18 protein-coding genes are annotated in these 17,552 nt (G+C 70.8%); 8 read left to right on the top strand and 10 right to left on the bottom strand.

Translation table 11 applies throughout. The features are described 5' to 3' along the window. Positions 1 to 15: 15 nt before the first annotated feature. The 3 genes from ACZ4WS_RS36775 to ACZ4WS_RS36765 form a co-directional block, all read right to left on the bottom strand. Complete coding sequence (locus tag ACZ4WS_RS36775; RefSeq protein WP_467987241.1) at positions 16 to 483, bottom strand: helix-turn-helix domain-containing protein; 468 nt, start codon at positions 481 to 483, stop codon at positions 16 to 18. 155 nt (positions 484 to 638) lie between these two features. Beyond that, entirely contained in the window at positions 639 to 1,160 is a 522-nt protein-coding gene (locus tag ACZ4WS_RS36770) for a DinB family protein (protein ID WP_467987240.1), read from the bottom strand. Between the two features lie 131 nt (positions 1,161 to 1,291). Beyond that, complete coding sequence (locus tag ACZ4WS_RS36765) at positions 1,292 to 2,740, bottom strand: DUF6777 domain-containing protein (protein WP_467987239.1); 1,449 nt, start codon at positions 2,738 to 2,740, stop codon at positions 1,292 to 1,294. 162 nt (positions 2,741 to 2,902) lie between these two features. Here ACZ4WS_RS36765 and ACZ4WS_RS36760 point away from each other — a divergent pair, with 162 nt between their 5' ends. Beyond that, positions 2,903 to 4,210, top strand: a complete 1,308-nt coding sequence (locus ACZ4WS_RS36760) for a streptophobe family protein (protein ID WP_467987237.1) — start codon at positions 2,903 to 2,905, stop codon at positions 4,208 to 4,210. Positions 4,211 to 4,321: 111 nt separating this feature from the next. Here the strand turns inward: ACZ4WS_RS36760 and ACZ4WS_RS36755 are convergent, their stop codons facing one another. The 3 genes from ACZ4WS_RS36755 to ACZ4WS_RS36745 form a co-directional block, all read right to left on the bottom strand. Continuing rightward, a complete protein-coding gene (locus ACZ4WS_RS36755; RefSeq protein ID WP_467987236.1) occupies positions 4,322 to 4,942 on the bottom strand; it encodes a hypothetical protein in 621 nt (206 codons plus the stop codon). A gap of 6 nt (positions 4,943 to 4,948) precedes the next feature. Then, a complete protein-coding gene (locus ACZ4WS_RS36750) occupies positions 4,949 to 7,291 on the bottom strand; it encodes an ABC transporter ATP-binding protein/permease (RefSeq protein ID WP_467987234.1) in 2,343 nt (780 codons plus the stop codon). Between the two features lie 116 nt (positions 7,292 to 7,407). Then, positions 7,408 to 7,818 (bottom strand): hypothetical protein, encoded by a 411-nt coding sequence (locus tag ACZ4WS_RS36745; RefSeq protein WP_467987233.1) that lies wholly within the window; start codon positions 7,816 to 7,818, stop codon positions 7,408 to 7,410. A 339-nt stretch (positions 7,819 to 8,157) separates the two neighbouring features. On the opposite strand from ACZ4WS_RS36745, the gene ACZ4WS_RS36740 reads away from it, so the two are divergent. Further along, a complete protein-coding gene (locus ACZ4WS_RS36740; protein WP_467987232.1) occupies positions 8,158 to 8,535 on the top strand; it encodes a nuclear transport factor 2 family protein in 378 nt (125 codons plus the stop codon). A gap of 126 nt (positions 8,536 to 8,661) precedes the next feature. Here the strand turns inward: ACZ4WS_RS36740 and ACZ4WS_RS36735 are convergent, their stop codons facing one another. Further along, positions 8,662 to 9,591 (bottom strand): AraC family transcriptional regulator, encoded by a 930-nt coding sequence (locus tag ACZ4WS_RS36735; protein WP_467987231.1) that lies wholly within the window; start codon positions 9,589 to 9,591, stop codon positions 8,662 to 8,664. A 260-nt stretch (positions 9,592 to 9,851) separates the two neighbouring features. Here ACZ4WS_RS36735 and ACZ4WS_RS36730 point away from each other — a divergent pair, with 260 nt between their 5' ends. Beyond that, the gene (locus ACZ4WS_RS36730) at positions 9,852 to 10,028 is read left to right on the top strand and encodes a hypothetical protein (protein WP_467987230.1); all 177 of its coding nucleotides are present in this window, start codon (positions 9,852 to 9,854) and stop codon (positions 10,026 to 10,028) included. Here the strand turns inward: ACZ4WS_RS36730 and mgrA are convergent. Further along, on the bottom strand, positions 10,009 to 11,007 hold the full coding sequence (gene mgrA / locus ACZ4WS_RS36725; protein WP_467987229.1) for an L-glyceraldehyde 3-phosphate reductase: 999 nt from the start codon (positions 11,005 to 11,007) through the stop codon (positions 10,009 to 10,011). The two genes, ACZ4WS_RS36730 and mgrA, sit on opposite strands and share 20 nt — an antisense overlap. Before the next feature lie 108 nt (positions 11,008 to 11,115). Here mgrA and ACZ4WS_RS36720 point away from each other — a divergent pair, with 108 nt between their 5' ends. The 3 genes from ACZ4WS_RS36720 (at position 11,116) to ACZ4WS_RS36710 (ending at position 14,147) form a co-directional block, all read left to right on the top strand. Further along, complete coding sequence (locus ACZ4WS_RS36720; protein WP_467987228.1) at positions 11,116 to 12,009, top strand: LysR family transcriptional regulator; 894 nt, start codon at positions 11,116 to 11,118, stop codon at positions 12,007 to 12,009. A 98-nt stretch (positions 12,010 to 12,107) separates the two neighbouring features. Then, the gene (locus tag ACZ4WS_RS36715) at positions 12,108 to 13,604 is read left to right on the top strand and encodes a carotenoid oxygenase family protein (RefSeq protein ID WP_467987227.1); all 1,497 of its coding nucleotides are present in this window, start codon (positions 12,108 to 12,110) and stop codon (positions 13,602 to 13,604) included. A gap of 27 nt (positions 13,605 to 13,631) precedes the next feature. Beyond that, positions 13,632 to 14,147 (top strand): mycothiol transferase, encoded by a 516-nt coding sequence (locus ACZ4WS_RS36710; protein WP_467987226.1) that lies wholly within the window; start codon positions 13,632 to 13,634, stop codon positions 14,145 to 14,147. Here ACZ4WS_RS36710 and ACZ4WS_RS36705 read toward each other — a convergent pair. Together ACZ4WS_RS36705 and ACZ4WS_RS36700 are read right to left on the bottom strand one after the other, a co-directional pair. Then, the gene (locus ACZ4WS_RS36705) at positions 14,129 to 15,193 is read right to left on the bottom strand and encodes an adenosine deaminase (RefSeq protein ID WP_467987224.1); all 1,065 of its coding nucleotides are present in this window, start codon (positions 15,191 to 15,193) and stop codon (positions 14,129 to 14,131) included. The genes ACZ4WS_RS36710 and ACZ4WS_RS36705 overlap by 19 nt on opposite strands. 43 nt (positions 15,194 to 15,236) lie before the next feature. Further along, the gene (locus ACZ4WS_RS36700; RefSeq protein ID WP_467987223.1) at positions 15,237 to 15,635 is read right to left on the bottom strand and encodes a VOC family protein; all 399 of its coding nucleotides are present in this window, start codon (positions 15,633 to 15,635) and stop codon (positions 15,237 to 15,239) included. Between the two features lie 178 nt (positions 15,636 to 15,813). On the opposite strand from ACZ4WS_RS36700, the gene ACZ4WS_RS36695 reads away from it, so the two are divergent. Beyond that, positions 15,814 to 16,581 carry a phosphatase PAP2 family protein gene (locus ACZ4WS_RS36695; RefSeq protein WP_467987222.1) on the top strand — a complete coding sequence of 256 codons (768 nt, stop codon included), beginning with the start codon at positions 15,814 to 15,816 and terminating at the stop codon, positions 16,579 to 16,581. After that, entirely contained in the window at positions 16,535 to 17,548 is a 1,014-nt protein-coding gene (locus tag ACZ4WS_RS36690; protein WP_467987221.1) for a bile acid:sodium symporter family protein, read from the top strand. Before ACZ4WS_RS36695 ends, ACZ4WS_RS36690 begins: the two co-directional genes overlap by 47 nt. Positions 17,549 to 17,552 lie beyond the last annotated feature (4 nt).

Here is a 17,552-nt window from a genome sequence, read left to right as displayed (position 1 = left end):
ACCACCGCGGGCGGGTCAGGCCGCGAGGCACATGCCGTTGTACGGGGACGTCGTACGGCTCGTACGGCTCCTGTCGGGCCGCGGCCGGGCGAGCCGGGTGAGCTCGTCCTGGGCCAGCGACAGCAGGTCGGTGAGGCCGAGGCCGAGGGCGCGAGCGGCGGCCGCGAGGACTTCGGAGGAGGCCTCCTTGCGGCCGCGCTCCAGCTCGGAGAGGTACGGCATCGAGATCCGGGCCGCGTCGGCCACGTCCTTGAGCGTGCGCTCCTGAGCGAGACGCTCGCGCCGTAGGACGTCGCCCACGAGGTCGCGCCACAGCGGTTCCTTGATCGCGGGGCCCGGTGGCGCCTGCCGCGGCGCGAGAACGGGCAGGGGCCGCTGCGGCGCTCGTACCGGAGCGTCGCCGGCCGGAGCCGGGGCCGTACCCGGCGTGGCCGCCGGGCGCAGAGGAATGACGCGGGCTTCGTTCGGTGCTTGGCTGCTCACCCCTTCAGCCTAGAAGCGCTGAGCTGCACGGGAAGGGATCGACGTTCTGCTCTCGGTGAATCCGGGGCGCCGGGCAAGGCGTCACGACGGCTCATCCGGCGCCCGCGGGATGACGACGCGCCGTCGATCCGGTACTGACGCACCGCTGTCCCTTGCTACTGCCCCACCCGGCCGTCGATCCGTTCGCGCAGGAAGTCCGCGTGGCCGTTGTGCCGGGCGTACTCCTCGATCATGTGCACCAGCACCGAGCGGAGTTCGATGGACTCGTCGCCGTTCCTGCCGGTGACATCCAGGTCGGGCGCCTCGGCCACGAACCGTTCGGCGAAGGCGACTTCGGAGCGCCAGGTGTCCCAAGCCTGTGCGACGAGCTCGGGGTCGGGCGCCGCGCCGATGAAGTCTCCGTTGGGATCGTCGTCGGAGCGGTAGTGCCGTGGCACGTCCTGTCCGGCCATCACCCGCCGGAACCAGGTCTGTTCGACTCCGGCGAGATGCCGCACCAGCCCGAGCAGCGACAGGTTCGACGGCTCGACCGAACGCCGGGCCATCGCCTCGGCGTCGAGCCCGGCGCACTTCATCTCCAACGTCAGCCGCTGGTCCCGCAGACCCCCGACGAGCGTGTCCCGCTCCCCCACGAACCCCCCGTCGGTCCGCGGATCCTCGTCCGGGTGCAGGAACATGTCCCACCATCCGAAGCTTCGCTCAACCCCAGGATTGTCACCGGATTTTGGTGGGACGCCGTCGGCCATACGCATGAGCATCGACCGCCGCCACGAGATCCGCCACCGGTTTTCCACCGGCGGCCAGTGCCCTAGGACTCCGGGGGGTTGATGTCCGGGGCAGAGGCGGAGGGCGCCTCCGAGGGCACCTCCGAGGGCACTTCCGAGGGCACTTCCGAGGGCACTTCCGTCAGATCGGCCGACGCGGAGCCGGACGTCGAGGCCGACTCCTCCGTCGTCTGAGGCTCGCTGGACGTCGAGGCCGACTCCGCCGTCGTCTGAGGCTCGCTGGACGGGGGCTCGGATTTCGACGACGCCGAGGACGACGGTGCGGACGGTGACGACTTGGACGAGGAAGGTGCCGAGGAGGACGTCGAAGGCGACGCGGACGACGGTGACTCCGAGGACGACGAGGACGACGAGGACGACGAGGACGACGAGGACGACGGTGATGACGAGGACGAGGAAGGCGACGAGGACCCAGGCGACGGGGACTTCGGCGTCGGGGACGAGACGCTCACCGACGGGAAGGGCGGATGCGCCGGCGGGTGCGTCTTCTCGTCGTGGCGGCCGGTGTCGCCCTTGTGCCGGGCGATCCACTCGTCATTGTCGGGGTCGAAGATGACGAACACATTGACGATCGTCGTCGAGGGCGCGATGACCACGACGTTCTGTGGCCGGTACGACGGCCACTTGGTTCCGACCGGCTTGGGCGTGGTCTTCTGCTGGACCGGTGCCAGCAGAGGGTTTCCGCACGCGCAGCGAGCACGGGGCACGCCGTGGGAGTCGACGAGGACGGAGGTGCCCGCCTGGAGAACCGCCTGGTAGCTGGTGGAGGCGCCGTTGCGGTAGCCGTGGTTGGTGACGCGGGTGTCCGTGCGCAGCTGTACGGGGGTGAGCGAGCGCAGATACCCCGGGACCGCGGACGGCTGGACGCCCTGCACCGCGGCGAACGACCTGTTCTTCGCCGGGTCCGCCTGCAGCGAGCTGATCTGCTTCTCCACGTTGCAGCTGGAGACATTGCGGGTGCCGCTGTAGAGCCCCGGCGCGGCACCGTCCACGCTGCGCGTGACGTTGGCGGATCCCGACGGGGCCGAGGCCAGGGGGGACTCCGATGCGGTGGAACTGCCGGTCGCCGTCGACTCGGTGTACGGGTCGGGGCCGGCCGCCCCCGCGGGCTGGAGGAAGACCTCACTGCCGGTGTTCTTCCCGCCGCCGGAGTTGCCGTTGGTGAAGACGAGGCCCAGAATCACCGCGACCGCCACACCACCACTGATCAGCGCGATGCGGGGCGCCGACTTCCACCAGGGATGCTCCGGCCCCTTGCCCGGCTCTTCCGGGCCGGCCGGACCGCCGGGCCCGGAAGAACCACCCGAGCCGCCCGCGCCACCACTGCCACCCGCACCGCTCGGCGGTTCCGAGGGTGCGCGGCCGGCCGGCTGAGTCGGGCTCTCTCCGGAGGAACTCGGCTGCGACGGGCCCTGGAGGGGGCCCGAAGGCGGTCCGGTGGGTCGGCCTGAGGGCGGCGGTTCGACGCTCACGAGCTCTTCTTCCCGCTGTAGGGATCCCGCGGCACTTCACACATGTTGTCCCGCATTTTCCGTAACGCACCTATTGTGTGCTCCGATCCCGTGCCGCCCGCAAGCTGACGCGGTCGGCCCTCCCGAGGGGCGGACCGCGTCGTCGCTGCTTAGCGTGGCAGTGTGAGCCCCCAATCACCGTCCGACCAGGCAGTTGCCCGCAACGGTCAGCGGACGGCCGCCCGCCACGGCTGGGGCCAGGCCGTCCTGGCCGTGCTGGCCGGGCTGATCGTCATGGGCGTGGTCGCCGCACTCGGGCTGTGGGCGGCGGGTGCCACGGACCTCCCCGACAACGCGTTCCCCCGGGTCGTGGCGGCCACCGTCGTGACGGCGGTCGGCGGCACCATCGAGTTCGCGGGCGACGCCGGCGTCATCGCCGACACCCAAGCGGGTCTGACGGTGATTCCGCTGTCGGTCACGCTGGCCGGAGCCCTGGTGATCGCCGCCGGGTTCCTGCGGCCGCTGCGGCACCGGGCGGTCACCGGCGCCCCCGAACTGGCCGGGTGGGCCGCCCGGATCGCGGTCCTGTGGGTGCTGGCCCTCGTCGGGCTGGCGCTCTTCGCCCGCCAGAACTTCAACGTCTCCCTCGGCAGCGGCACCATCGCCGACATCGGCGACCTGTTCGGCGCCTCGCCCAAGGTGGGCTTCAAGACCGACCTGCCGCAGACGCTGGGCTTCGGAGTGCTGTGGCTCGCGGGCGTGTTGGTCCTCGCCCTGCTGGTCTCGCGCGGGGCGCCGCTCCCCGCCCGGCTGCTGCGCTTCCAGGAGTCGGTACGTCCGGCCGCCTTCGCCATGGTCGCGCTGCTCCTCGCGTACGTCGCCCTGGGCGTGGTCATCGGGCTGGTGGTGGCGGCGACCCGCGGGCACGTCCCCGAGACGTTCGCCGTGATCCTGCTCGGGCTCCCGAACCTCGTCTGGCTCACTTTCACGATTGGGTTGGGCGCCACCTGGAACGGGCGCGTGGACGGGCCCTTCGGGCTGCCGATGCCGCATCTGCTGAACGAGGTGCTGCGCACCCCGGACGTCTCCACGCTCAACCTCCGCAGCCTCGCCGACCACGACAGCAGAGTGTGGTGGCTGGTGGTCGTCGACGCGGTGCTGCTGCTCGCGGCCGCGTTCCTGATGGCGGCCCGCTCACCGGCCCGGATGCGGGCCTGGCAGCACGCCCTGCACATGGCCGTCGCGCTCGCGCTCACGGTGCTGATGATCTGTCTCATCGGCCGGATCTCGGCGCACTACGGCCTGTCGATCCTCGGCATCGGCGACGTCGGCGGCGGCCTGAAGGGCGAACTCTTCCTGAAGCCCAAGTTGTGGACCGCGCTCGGGCTCGCCGTGCTGTGGGGGCTTGTCACCGGGTTCCTGGGCGGCCTGCTGGCGAAGGGCGTCCGCCGAAAGGGCGAAGTCAAGGGCGGAATGTCCGAGCGTTCCTGAGAGTGCCTTCCGGCCATCGTCTCTTACACGACGAAGCCGAGGCTGGGGACGGCCGACGTCATGCCGGGCGCCGTCCCTCAGCCGTCACCGGTCAACCCCACGTGCTGCCCGTCAGCCCTCACCCCGCTCGTCCCCGTCGTACGTCACGAGGCGGGTCGATTCGTGCCCGTTCGGCGCCGGTTCCCGTACGACCTCGGTCTGCTCCCGCGCCTTGGGCGCCTCCCCGGTGCGCCCCGGCGTCGCGGCCGCCGGATCGCCCTCGGCCGCGAAGGTGCTGAGCCGTGTCCCGTCGCAGTACACCCACCGTTCATGCTCGCCGTCGTACAGCCAGACGGACTCGCCGTCGACGACCACCCCGATCCGCTGCCCCTGCGTACGACTGTGGAAGGACTTCCCGTCGAGCTTCCCGGCCGCGAGTTCCTCGGCGGCGCTGCGGTAGTGGGTGAGCGCCTCCTCGACCCGGGCGAGCAGCGGGCGTGGGTCGGCCGTGCGGGCGAGTGGGCTGCTGGCGGCGGGCGGTGCCTGCGGTACGGCGATCAGGAGGCGGCCGTCGACCCAGGCCGACCAGCCATTGGCGCAGACGACCCGGCCCCAGTCCCCGAGCCGGTCGACCAGCTGGACCGGCAGCAGCGCGTCGAGCGGAACGGTGGGCCGGGACGGGTCCGGGCTCTCCCAGGCGGCCAGGCCGTCCTGGGGGACGACGTGCGTGGGGCGGAAGTCGGGGGTCGTCATCGGCACCTACTTCCGCATGACCTCGGGTTCGTACCGCCGCAGCAGGCGGACGACCACGTATCCGAAGACGACGGAGAGCACGACCAGCATCGACACGTTGAGCAGCCAGACGTCGGTCAGGTGCCGGAACAGCGGGTCGGCGGTCAGGGGCCCCGGGACGATCCGGGCCAGCCCGATGGTCCCGGCCATCGCGCCCAGGGCCCAGCGCGCGGGGACGAGCCAGGCCAGTTGCTCCATGCCGGGCACCCCGTGCAGCTTCAACAGCGCACCGCTGAAGACCACCTGGACGATGGCGAGCAGCACCAGCAGCGGCATGGTGACCTCCTCCTTGGGCACCGCGGCGGAGACGACGAGGCCGAGCATCATCGCGGCGAAGGAGAGCAGGGCCACGGAGAACGTGATCTCGAGGAGCGGCGGCATGAGGACTCCCTTGCCGCCCGGCGCGTTGAGGTCGACGCCGAACAGGGCGACGAGGCTCAGCACGACGGCCTGGAGCACGGTGATGGTGCCCAGGACCACGACCTTCGACATCAGGTACGCCGATCGGGACAGGCCGACCGCGCGCTCCCGTTGGTAGATGACCCGCTCCTTCACCAGTTCGCGCACGGCGTTGGCCGCCCCCGTGAGGACTCCGCCGATGCACAGGATGAGCAGCACGTTCATCGCCGTCTCCACGGTGAGCTTGCTGCCGGCCACCGCGCGGGCCATCGCGCCCATCACGCACGGCAGCCCGATCATGACGGTGAGGAAGGTCCGGTCGGCGCTGAGCACGGCCGCGTACCGGCGGACCAGGGTGCCGAGCTGGGATCCCCAGCTCTGGGCCTCGGGCGGCGGTCCGAAGTCCGCGCCCGGGGCGGGCCGCGGCAGATGCGGCTGGGAGCTGGAGTTGTCGATGTACTCGCGGTGGAACGGCGAGTCCCGGTACTCCCCCGCCCAGTCCCGGTCCTGGTCCCGCTCGAAGGCCTCGAACGCCTCGGGCCACTGCCGGTAACCGAAGAAGGCGAGGGCGTCATCGGGCGGCCCGTGGTAGGCGACCCTGCCGCCGGGCGCGAGCACGAGGAGCCGGTCGCAGACGTCGAGGCTGAGCACGCTGTGGGTGACCACGATGACCGTACGGCCGTCGTCGGCGAGGCCGCGCAGCATGTGCATCACCGAGCGGTCCATGCCTGGGTCGAGCCCTGAGGTCGGCTCGTCGAGAAACAGCAGCGACGGCTTGGTCAGCAGCTCCAGGGCCACACTGACCCGCTTGCGCTGGCCGCCGGACAAGCTGTGGATGGGCTGGTCGACGCGCTGTTCCAGGCCCAGCTCACCGATCACCTCGTCGACCCGCGCGAGGCGCTCCGCCTTCCCGGTGTCCTGCGGGAAGCGCAGCTGGGCGGCGTATCCGAGGGCCCGGCGCACGGTCAGCTGCCCGTGCAGGATGTCGTCCTGCGGGACGAGACCGATGCGCTGGCGCAGCTCGGCGTAGTCGCGGTAGAGGTCGCGGCCGTCGTAGAGGACGGTGCCGTGGTCGGCGGGGCGCTGTCCGGTCAGGGCGTTGAGGAGCGTGGACTTTCCGGCGCCGCTCGGACCCACGACGGCGAGCAGGCATTTCTCGGCGACGGGAAAGGACACCTGGTCAAGGAGCGTTTTGCGGCCCCGGTCGACCTCGACGGTGAGGTCCTGGACATCCAGGGAGACCTCACCTGTGTCGACGTACTCCTGCAACTGGTCGTCGACGAGGCAGAACGCGGAGTGGCCGATGCCGACGATGTCACCCGGTGTGACCGTGGCGCGCGCCACGGGCTGGCCATTCAGAAAGGTTCCGTTGTGACTGCCGAGGTCGACGATCTCGTACGTCCCGTCCGATTCGGCGCGCAGTTCCGCGTGCCGCCGGGAGACCACCAGGTCGTCGACGACCAGGTCGTTGTCGGCGCCGCGGCCGATGCGGACGGTGCGGGCGGGTAGTGGCCGTACGGTGGTCGGCCGGCGGAAGGTCCCCGTGGCGGCGGGCATGGAAACGCGGGACGGGCGCTCGGAGGCCGGTGGCGGCCGGTCGACCAGGACGGCGCGCGGCCCGTCGGAGGGGCTGCCGAAGCGGATGACGCTGCCCGGTCCGACGCCCCACTCGTGGACGCGGCGGCCGTCGGCGTAAGTGCCGTTCGTGCTGTGCTCGTCCTCGAGGGTCCAGTGGTCGGCCTCGGGCCGCAGCACCGCGTGGTGCCACGAGACCCGGACGTCGTCGATGACGACGTCACTCAAGGGGTCGCGCCCGACGTGATAGTCGCGGCTCGGACTCATCACCGTGGAGCCGGTCTCGGTTTCGAGAACGAGTTCGGGCGCAGTCGGCGCGACCGGCCGCTCTCCCATGCCAGAATTCTAGCGATTCGTGCAGATGTGCGCCTGATCGGCGGTCCGGGGGCCGACGCGGAGAGCTGGCAGGGGGGCGATACGGAGAGCGGTCCAGGGGCCGATACGGAGAGCGGTCAGGCGGCGGAGATGCCGAGCACGGCAGCGGTCCGCTGCATCCGCAGCGCGTCCACGGATTCGGCGAGCAATTCGTATTCGGTGGTGTCGTCGCTCGTGGCGATACGGACGAGCTTTCCGGCGGCCAACTCCTCGGCGACCAGCTCCTGTTGGACGGTGTCTCCGCACCACGCCCGCAGCACGCTCGGCACGTCCGGGACGGTGTCCGCCACCGGCGCGATCGAGTTCGGCGGGAAGGTCGGGTCATCGGGCTGCGGATCGAGCCGCTCGGCCATCCACGCGGCACGGTCCCGCATCCACCACAGAGCCAGCGCCAGAGTCGGCGCGCGATACGTCCCCAGGGGTACGCCGACGCGCTGACCGCCGCATATTCCGTACGCGGTGACATGGCAAAGGAATTCGTCGTGCACGATCGCTCCCCCATAGGCGTCGCTCGGTGCCGGTCCGGCCTCGCTTTCCCTGCGGCTCGTTTGCTGTGCACGATGGTGCTGTCCGGGCGTGGCTGAATTGCCCTAAGAATCGAGTATCGTCACTCCTGACACTCTGTCACCATGCCATTCCAGCCAGTCTCTTGGCATATTCACAGCCGGGGTTGGCCGAAACCCTGCGGGGCTCCCTTACCCGGGAGGTAATCGACGCCACCGAGTGCCCACGGGCATGGTTGCGGTACCGGATCCCAGCGGGGCACCGCATCTGGGAAATCCGGTCTCTGACCAGCACGTACCCCACTCGATGGAGGCTGATCGACCATGTCCGCGAACAACGACCGTTACGTGACCGCTGTCGCCCGTTACTTCGAGGCCTGGAACGCGGGTGAGCCGGAGGCACTGGCGAAGGCGGTCGCCGCCGCCTGGACCGTGGACGGCAGCTACACCGACCCGCTGGCCGAGGTCCACGGGTACGAGCAGATCGCCGCCGTGATCGCCGCGGCGCACGAGCAGTTCCCGGGGTTCGCCTTCCGGCTCCTGGGCGCGGTCGACGGGCACCACGACATCGCCCGCTTCGGCTGGGAGCTGGTCAACCAGGCGGACGGCTCGGCGCCCGTCGCCGGATTCGACGTGATCACCCTGGACGGCGAGGACCGGATCCGCAGCGTGCACGGCTTCCTCGACCGCGTTCCCGGCTAGGCCGCTCCGACGACCGGGCCGCCGCGATGAGTTTTCGCCTTCCGGGTGGTCTCTTGACCAGGGCGGACCACGGGACGCGGAGGAAGGAGGAGGGGGACACGGTGACCGTCCGCCTGGCGGAGCGCCTCAGCCGGTGACGACCGACCGCGCGGCGTCCCGGTACCGCCTCGGGGCGATGCCGGTGGTCCGCTTGAAGGCGTTGCTGAACGCGCTCTCGGAGGTGTAGCCGACCTTCTGCGCGAGTGCCGACACCGATGTCTCGCCGTCCCGCAGCGCGCGCCGGGCCAGGCTCATGCGCCAGTCGAGCAGGTAGGTCAGGGGCGGTACGCCGGCCACGGTCCGGAAGCGCTGGGCGAAGGTGGTCCGGGACATCGCCGCCGCCCTGGCGAGCTCCTCCAGCTGCCAGGGACGCCCGGGGTCGGCGTGCATGAGACGCAGCGCCGGGGCGATGCGCTCGTCGGCGAGGGCCCTCAGCCGGCCGGCCGGGAGCGCGTCGGCGTCCGCGAGGTAGGCGCGCAGGACCTGGACGAACATCAGCTGGGCGAGCTGGTCCGAGGCGAAGTCGGCACCGGCCCGTCCTGCCGTGAGTTCGTGCAGGAGCTGGTCGAGCAGCCAGCGCAGCACGGGCGCCTCTTCCGCCGCCGCGCGGACATGCATCAGCGGTGGCAGGGCGTGCAGCAGCAACTCCTCGCCCGCCCGGCCCAGTTCGATGTGGCCGCCGACGAAGACGACGTCCTCGCCACCGCCGTAATGAACCATCGGCCCGGGCGTGTCCGCGAAGAGCCTCGACGCGTCCGTCGGCTCCAGCGCCGGATCGCTCGCGACCACGAACGCCCGGCTGCCGTCGAACACGGCCACATCGCCCGACCCCAGCCGGACGGCCTCCGACATGTCCTCGACGATCACCCACATGTGCCCCTTCACCACCGCGGTGATCTTGAGCAGGTCCGGCCGTGGAAAGCGCAGCGCCCAGTCGCCGCCGGCGACGAATCCACCGGAGATGACGCACCGGGCGTCCATGAGACCGAGGGTGTCGGAGAGAGGATCGACAGACATATCCGTACTATCACGCAAGTAATGCGGACTATCAAGCATTCATCGTACGGATGGCCGGCACTACGGTGGCCTGGAAGGCGCCCACGTGAGGAGATCCGAGCCATGACCACCGTCCAACAACCCCTCCACTCCGGTTTCGACGCCGCCTCCACCGCCGAGGACGCGGCAAGCCCCTACGGGACGCCGCCCGGCAGCTGAAGACTGTCCCGCAGGGGGCGGCGACCAGCGTCTGGTGCGCCACCAGCCCGCAGCTCGCCGGGTTGGGCGGTGTCTACTGCGAGAACAGTGACATCAGCCCGCTCGTACCGGAGGCGGACGCGGCCGCCTGGCTGAGCGCCGGGGACGCCCCAGCCGGCGTACTGCCGTACGCGGTCGACGCAGCGGCGGCCGCCCGCCTCTGGGAGATCAGCCGGCGCCTCACCGACCAGCCGGCTTGATGATCGCGTCGATCCGGGCCAGCTCCTCCGGGTCGAAGTCCAGGGCGCGGGTGGCTGTCACGCTGTCCTCCAGTTGCCGGGGGCTGCTCGCCCCGATCAGGGCGGAGGTCACCCGGCCGCCGCGCAGCACCCAGGCGAGGGCCAGCTGCGCCAGGGACTGACCGCGGGACTTGGCGATCTCGTCGAGGGCGCGCAGCTGTCGTACGAGATCGTCGGTGACCGTGTCCGCGCTCAGGAACGGGCTGTCGCCGGCGGCGCGGGAGCCCTCCGGGATGCCGTCGAGGTAGCGGCTGGTCAGCAGACCCTGCTCCAGCGGGGAGTAGGCGATGGAGCCGACCTTGAGCTCGTCCAGGGTGTCCAGCAGCCCGTCCTCGGGGCGGCGGTCGAGCATCGAGTAGCGAGGCTGGTGGATGAGCAGCGGGGTGCCCAGCTCGCCCAGGATGCGGGCGGCTTCGCGGGTCTCCTCCGGCGAGTAGTTGGAGATGCCGACGTACAGCGCCTTGCCCTGCTGGACCGCCGAGTGCAGGGCGCCCATCGTCTCCTCGAAGGGAGTCTCCGGGTCGGGGCGGTGCGAGTAGAAGATGTCCACGTAGTCCAGGCCCATCCGGGCCAGGCTCTGGTCGAGCGAGGACAGCAGGTACTTGCGCGAGCCCCATTCGCCGTACGGGCCCGGCCACATCAGGTATCCGGCCTTGGTGGAGATGACCAGCTCGTCGCGGTAGGGCGCGAAGTCGGCCTTCAGGGCGTCGCCGAGGGCCGACTCCGCGGCGCCGGGCGGCGGACCGTAGTTGTTCGCCAGGTCGAAGTGGGTGACGCCGAGGTCGAAGGCGCGGCGCAGGATCGCGCGCTGGGTCTCCACCGGCCGGTCGGGGCCGAAGTTGTGCCACAGGCCGAGCGACAGCGCGGGGAGCTTCAGACCGCTGCGTCCGGTGCGCCGGTAGGGCATGTCCACGTAGCGGTCGGGGTGTGCGGTGTACAACGCGTACTCCTGAGAGGCCGGGAAACACAGGCCTCCACTGTCGCGCGCGCCCGGGGCAGAGGTCCAACGGGAGAATCGGATGGGATTCAGCGACTAGGCTTCTCAATCATGGAACTGCGCCACCTTCAGCACTTCATCGCGGTCGCCGAGGACCAGCACTTCACCCGGGCGGCGGAGCGGCTGATGGTGTCCCAGTCGGGCCTGTCGTCCTCGATCCGCGCCCTGGAACGGGAGCTTCAAGCCCCGCTGTTCGTCCGCACCACCCGTCGCGTCACGCTGACCGAGGCCGGTCGCGCCCTGCTCGGCGAGGCGGAGCGGATCCTGGCGCAGGTCCGCTCGGCTCACGACGCGGTGGCCGCGGTGCAGGGGCTGCTGCGCGGCACCCTCTCCCTCGGCACCGAGCAGTGCGTCGCCGGAGTCCATGTGGCCAGGCTTCTCGCCGCGTTCCGGCGGCGCCATCCCGACGTCGAGATCCGGCTGCGGCAGGCGGGATCCGGAGCGCTGGCCGAGGAGGTCGCCGCGGGGCGCCTCGACCTGGCCTTCGCCGTCAGAACCCGGGCGGACACCGACCAGCTGCGTTCGGTCCCGCTGACCAGCGAGCCGATGACCGTGCTCTGCCATCCGAGCCACCATCTCGCGACCGCCGCGGTGCTCACGCCCGAGGAGCTGGGCGGCGAGGCCTTCGTCGACTTCCACCCCGACTGGGGGCCGCGCCGCATCACCGACGCGGCCTTCGCCGCAGCGGGCGTCCAGCGGACCGTGACCCTTGAGGTCAACGACGTGCACAGCCTCCTGGAGCTCGTCCACGAGGGCCTCGGCATCGCCGTCGTACCACGGCACTTCGGCCTCAAGCGCGAGGCGGGAAACCTCACCGCACTCCCCCTCAAGGGCGCTGCCGAGGCGTCGTACGAGACCGTCGCGATGCTGCCGCCGTCGGACGCCACCAGTCCGGCGGCGCGAGCACTGATGGTTCTTCTCGACACCTCCGAAGAGGGGGTCTGACACCACCCCCGGAGGGGCCCCAGCACTCCTGACCAGGCCCGCTCGCCGTCGCAGACTCGTGGACGTCAACACGCGAACTGCGAGGCAGGAGCACGGAGATGACGGATCACACACGACGGACGGTGCTGCGCGGAGCGGCAGCGGCGGCGGGAGGACTCGTCGGCGGGATGGGAGGCCAGGTGGCGGCGGCTCAGCCGAAGGCACGGCCAACGGCGCAAGGCGGGCGCCACTATCCGTTCCTGGAGGGGGCGTTCAAGCCCGTCGCCGAGGAACTGACGGCGTTCGACCTGCCGGTCACCGGCTGCATCCCCCGGGAACTGAACGGCCGCTTCCTCAGGAACGGCCCCAACGTGCTGGGACTTGAGGATCCCCGGGCACACCACTGGATGCTCGGCGACGGCATGGTGCACGGCGTGCGGCTGCGGGACGGGCGTGCCGAGTGGTATCGCAACCGCTGGATCCGCTCGTCCTCCGTGGCCGAGAAGCTCGGCGAGCCCTACCCCGGCCCCGTGCCGCCGGACGACTTCCCGTGCAACACCCATGTGATCGGCCACCGGGGACGGATTCTGGCGCTCCAGGAGAGCGGGCCGCTGCCGTACGAACTCGACCACGAGCTCAACACGGTGGGCACGTACGACTTCCGGGGCACCCTCAAGGGCGCGTTCGCCGCGCACACCAAGTTCGACGCGGCGGCCGGTGAACTGCACGCGATCTCCTACTACCCGACCTGGGACCACGTGCGGCACCTGGTCATCGGCCCCTCGGGCCGGGTCGTACGGACCACGCGGATCCCGGTGGCGGACGCGCCGATGCTGCACGACTTCGCGCTCACCGAGAAGTACGTGGTCATCTTCGACCTGCCGGTCACCTTCGACCCGGCGGGCGCGGAGCGCGGCGACCTGGTGCCGTACGTCTGGAACACCGAGCACCCCTCGCGCGTAGGCCTGCTGCCGCGGGCCGGAGGCCCCGTGCGGTGGTTCGAGGTGGAGCCGGTCTACTACTCGCACACCCTGAACGCGTACGACGAGGGCTCGTCGGTTGTCGTCGACCTGACGACCTACCCGGCGCCCTTCTTTGTCGCGGGCCGCGGTTCGGACGGGCCGTACGGAGCCGGTACCGCCTCGCTCGAACGCTGGACCGTCGATCTGGCCCACGACCGCGTCCGTACCAGGACGCTCGACGACCGCCCGCAGGAATTCCCGCGGGTCAGCGAGGCGTTGGTGTCCCGGCGACACCGGTACGCCTACACGGCGGCAGCCGCCGACATGACGCTGGCGTACCTGACGGTTGACGGCAATCCGCCCGACCGGGCCTTCAGCAACGCGCTGATCAAGCACGACCTGTTCCGCGGGACCACGCAGGTCCACCGGCTGCCGAGGGACGCCGCCGCGGGCGAAGCCGTCTTCGTCCCCTCGGAGGGGGCGAGGTCCGAGGACGACGGTTACGCGATCGCGTACGTGCACAATCCCGACCGCGGGGCGGCCGACCTGGTGATCGTGGCCGCCCAGGACTTCACGGGCGAGCCGGTGGCCCGGGTCCATCTGCCGGGGCGCGTGCCGCTGGGCTTCCACGGGAGCTGGATTCCGGACGCGTGAGGGACCGTGATGCGCGATGGTGGACGCATGCATGCAAAGGACATCCTCATCGACGCGTACAGCCGCATCCAGGAAGAAGTCCACGCCGCCGTCGACGGTCTGCCCCCGGACGACCTCAACACGAGTCCCGCCGAAGGCACCAACTCCGTCTCATGGCTGATCTGGCATCTCACCCGCGTCCAGGACGACCATGTCGCCGACGCCGCCGGACTCGACCAGGTCTGGCTGGCTCAGGGCTGGGAGAAGCGCTTCGGGCTCGACCTGCCCCGCCGGGACACGGGGTACGGTCACAGCCCCCAGAAGGTGGCCAAGGTCCAGGTGGAGTCGGGTGACCTGCTGGTCGGGTACTACGACGCCGTGCACGAGCAGACCCTGGAGTTCGTCCGCGGGCTGACCGCCAAGGACTTCGAGCGCGTCGTGGACGAGCGCTGGGACCCGCCGGTCAGCCTGGGCGTACGTCTGGTCAGCGTCCTGTCCGACGATCTTCAGCACGTCGGACAGGCCGCCTACGTACGCGGGCTCCTTCAGAGCGCGGCTTCGTAGCCGGGCAGCACGACGTCCCGGATGAGGGCGTTGCGCTCGTCGAACGGGATGAACGCGCTCTTGATCGCGTTCACCGTGACCGTGCGCAGGTCCTCGACCGTCCAGCCCGCCTCCTCGACCAGCAGCGACATCTCGCGGGTCATCGTCGTGCCCGACACCAGACGGTTGTCGGTGTTGAGGGTGACTCGGAAGCCGAGGTCGCGCAGGGTGGTGATGGGGTGCTCGGCGATGGAAGTGGCGGCACCCGTCTGCAGGTTGGAGGTGGGGCACATCTCCAGGGCGATACGGCGGTCGCGCACCCAGCCCGCGAGGCGGCCGAGCTTGCCGTCCACGATGTCGTCCGTGATGCGGACGCCATGGCCGATGCGCTCGGCGCCGCAGACCTGGAGGGCCTGGTGGATGCTGGGCAGGCCGTGGGCCTCACCGGCGTGGATGGTGAAGGGGACGCTCTCGAGGCGCAGGTGCTCGAAGGCGGCCAGGTGGTCGGCGGGCGGGAAGCCGTCCTCGGCCCCGGCGATGTCGAAGCCGACGACGCCGCCGTCCCGGAACGCCACCGCGAGGTCCGCGATCTCGCGGGTGCGGTCGAACATCCGCATCCCGCACAGCAGCGTGCCGACGCGCACCGGGGTGCCCGCGGCCGCCGCCTTGGCCATGCCCGCCGCCAGGCCCTCCTGCACGGTCTCGACGACCTCCGGCAGCGTCAGCCCGCCGTTGACCATCAGCTCGGGCGCGTACCGGACCTCGCCGTAGACGACGCCGTCCTCGGCCAGGTCGAGGACGTACTCCTCGGCGGTGCGCAGCAGGCCCTCGCGGGTCTGCATCACGGCGAGGGTGTGCTCGAAGGTGGCTATGTAGCGGACCAGATCACCGGAGTTGGCGGCCTCGTAGTACCAGTCGGCCAGCGCCTGCGGGTCGGTGGTGGGCAGGGTGTGGCCGACCGTCTCCGCGAGCTCCACGAGGGTGGCCGGGCGCAGGCCCCCGTCGAGGTGGTCGTGCAGGACGGCCTTGGGGAGGCGGCGGATGGTGTCGATGCGGGGCGTGGTCATGCGTGTCTTTCCTCGGGAGCTTCTTGGCAGGTTCTTGGGTGACTCAGGCGGTGGTGGCGGGCTGGAGCAGGTCCCAGCGGTTTCCGTACAGGTCCTGGAAGACGACGACCGAGCCGTACGGCTCGTGGCGCGGCTCCTCCAGGAAGGTCACGCCCGCGGCGCGCATCCGCGCGTGGTCGCGGGCGAAGTCGTCGGTGTGCAGGAAGAAGCCCACGCGTCCGCCGGTCTGGTCGCCGACCCTGCCGCGCTGCGCCTCGTCCTTGGCCCGGGCCAGCAGCAGTCCGCTGCCGTGGCCCTCCGTGCCCGGCTCGACGACGACCCAGCGGGAGCCGTCGGGGCGCGGGGTGTCCTCGGCGAGCCGGAATCCGAGGGCTTCGGTGTAGAAGCGGATCGCCTCGTCGTAGTCGTCGACGACGAGGGTGACCAGGGCGATGCGTCTCATCAGGGCCTCTCCGGGAGTTATACGTAACACGTAGGGTACGGCATTTCTTCGGGTGGTACGGGAACGATCCCTGCTCTTTAATCGTCTACAGTTCTGTAGACCATCTGCAAGATCGTCATCATGGCGGGCGCGGTCTCCTGTCGCGTCCGCACGCCTGCCTGGAAGGGGTCCCACGCCGATGCCCGCAGCCCCGCGCACAGCGCTGTCGCGCGAGGACACCACGGACCTCGCCGGTTCGACGGCGGTGGGGAGCATGGTCGCGTTCGTGCTGCTGACGCTGATCGTCACCGGCCGCGACGGCGCACCGCTGTTCGGCGACGAGGACCTCTCCTCCTGGTCGGCGGGACACCGCCCGGATGTGGCGCTCGCCGCTGCACGGGGAGTGACCTACACCGGCACAGGCATCGTTCCGTACGTCCTGGTCATCGTGGCAGGCCTCGTCCTCGGTCGTACGACTCGGCAGCGGATCCTCTCCGTCGCCGGCTGTCTCGGCTGTCTGGCCGCCGCGCAGACCGTGCGGTACGGGGTGATGTCCCTGGTCGCCCGACCCCGCCCCGCGACGGCGGGCTGGGCCACGCACGCCTCCGGCTGGTCCTTCCCCTCGGGCCACGCCACCACGTCCGCCGTCGCCGGCGGACTGCTCGTCCTCGTGGTGCTCGCGCGGGCCCCGCACGGCAGAAAGTCGCTCGTCCTGGTCATCGGCTGCTGGGCCGTGCTGGTCGGACTGTCCCGTGTCTACTTGGGAGTTCACTGGTTCTCCGACGTCCTGGGCGGCTGGCTGTTCAGCCTCTGCTGGCTGAGTCTCAGCACATACGTCGTCGCACGGCTCGCTCCCGGTGCCTACTCCGCGATATCGGCGCCCCGTCTCCGCCCAGGTCCCACGACGGAAGAGCGCCGCCATGAATCCCGCAGTCGCCGCGAAATCCCCCCTCACTCTGCTCCGTAGCCATCTCGGATGGGCCGTCGGCGCGTCCTATCTGGCGGCCGCGACCATGCCCGCGCTGGGCCTGTGGCTGCGCCATCCGCACACCATCGGCGCGGCCGGAGTCTTCGAAGTCCCCCTCAAGACCCCCTCGTTCCTGCTGTCCCTCGTCCTGTTCACCGCCGGCCTCCAGGTGCCGATCCACGAACTGCGGACGTTACTCAGCCGCCCCACCGCGCTGCTGACCGGACTCGTCCTCCATCTGGTCGCCCCGCTCCTGATCATCCCGGCGGTCGCGTCCGCCCTGCACCGGTCCCCCGACAGCGACGGGGGCAGCGGACTGATCGCGGCGATGATCCTGATCGTCGCGATGCCCGTGGCGGCCGGGGCCACCGTGTGGACCAGCAAGGGGGACGGCGACCAGTCCACGACCGTGGGCCTCGTGCTGGCCTCCACGCTCGTCAGTCCCCTCACGATTCCGGTCACCATGTCCGCGCTGTGCCCCCTGCTGAGCGGCGGATACGCGGGCACGCTGACGGACGCGGCCCGGACCGCGGGCCACAGCTTCGCGCTCACGGGGGTGCTGCTCCCCTGCGGCGCCGGAATCCTGTGCCGTCTCGTCCTGCCGCGCCGTCTGCCGGCCCGCCTCCTCGACGCGGCGGTCCCCACGGCGATGCTCGGCTCACTGCTCCTGACGTACGTCAACGCCAGCGGAGTCCTCGGCCCCTCTGGACGCGCCCGCCGGCGCCTCCGTCACGCTGGCCTGCGGGATGAACAACAGCAGCGCCAGCGCGGTCCTCATCACGACGACACTGCCCGACCGGCCGCATGTCCTGCTGCCGGTCCTCGCGTACAGCCTGCTGCAGAAGGTGGCGGCCAGCCGTGTCGTGCGGGCCGGGAGGGAGCACCGCACCCCCGCATGACATCGTGGAGATCGACTCGGGTCCGGCCCCGCCGTGCCCCACCTGACGCTGCCCCCCACAGGAGTTGAGTGC

The sequence above is a fragment of the Streptomyces sp. NPDC029292 genome (genome assembly GCF_055569295.1).
This window is presented reverse-complemented; position numbering and strand designations above follow the sequence as displayed.

Excerpts from the sequence above, each read along its gene's own strand:
- ACZ4WS_RS36770 (WP_467987240.1), bottom strand. The coding sequence starts at position 1,160 with ATGTTCCTGCACCCGGACGAGGATCCGCGGACCGACGGGGGGTTCGTG.
- ACZ4WS_RS36755 (WP_467987236.1), bottom strand. The coding sequence starts at position 4,942 with ATGACGACCCCCGACTTCCGCCCCACGCACGTCGTCCCCCAGGACGGC.
- ACZ4WS_RS36750 (WP_467987234.1), bottom strand. The coding sequence starts at position 7,291 with ATGGGAGAGCGGCCGGTCGCGCCGACTGCGCCCGAACTCGTTCTCGAA.
- ACZ4WS_RS36740 (WP_467987232.1), top strand. The coding sequence starts at position 8,158 with ATGTCCGCGAACAACGACCGTTACGTGACCGCTGTCGCCCGTTACTTC.
- ACZ4WS_RS36735 (WP_467987231.1), bottom strand. The coding sequence starts at position 9,591 with ATGTCTGTCGATCCTCTCTCCGACACCCTCGGTCTCATGGACGCCCGG.
- ACZ4WS_RS36720 (WP_467987228.1), top strand. The coding sequence starts at position 11,116 with ATGGAACTGCGCCACCTTCAGCACTTCATCGCGGTCGCCGAGGACCAG.
- ACZ4WS_RS36715 (WP_467987227.1), top strand. The coding sequence starts at position 12,108 with ATGACGGATCACACACGACGGACGGTGCTGCGCGGAGCGGCAGCGGCG.
- ACZ4WS_RS36710 (WP_467987226.1), top strand. The coding sequence starts at position 13,632 with ATGCATGCAAAGGACATCCTCATCGACGCGTACAGCCGCATCCAGGAA.
- ACZ4WS_RS36705 (WP_467987224.1), bottom strand. The coding sequence starts at position 15,193 with ATGACCACGCCCCGCATCGACACCATCCGCCGCCTCCCCAAGGCCGTC.
- ACZ4WS_RS36700 (WP_467987223.1), bottom strand. The coding sequence starts at position 15,635 with ATGAGACGCATCGCCCTGGTCACCCTCGTCGTCGACGACTACGACGAG.
- ACZ4WS_RS36695 (WP_467987222.1), top strand. The coding sequence starts at position 15,814 with ATGCCCGCAGCCCCGCGCACAGCGCTGTCGCGCGAGGACACCACGGAC.
- ACZ4WS_RS36690 (WP_467987221.1), top strand. The coding sequence starts at position 16,535 with ATGAATCCCGCAGTCGCCGCGAAATCCCCCCTCACTCTGCTCCGTAGC.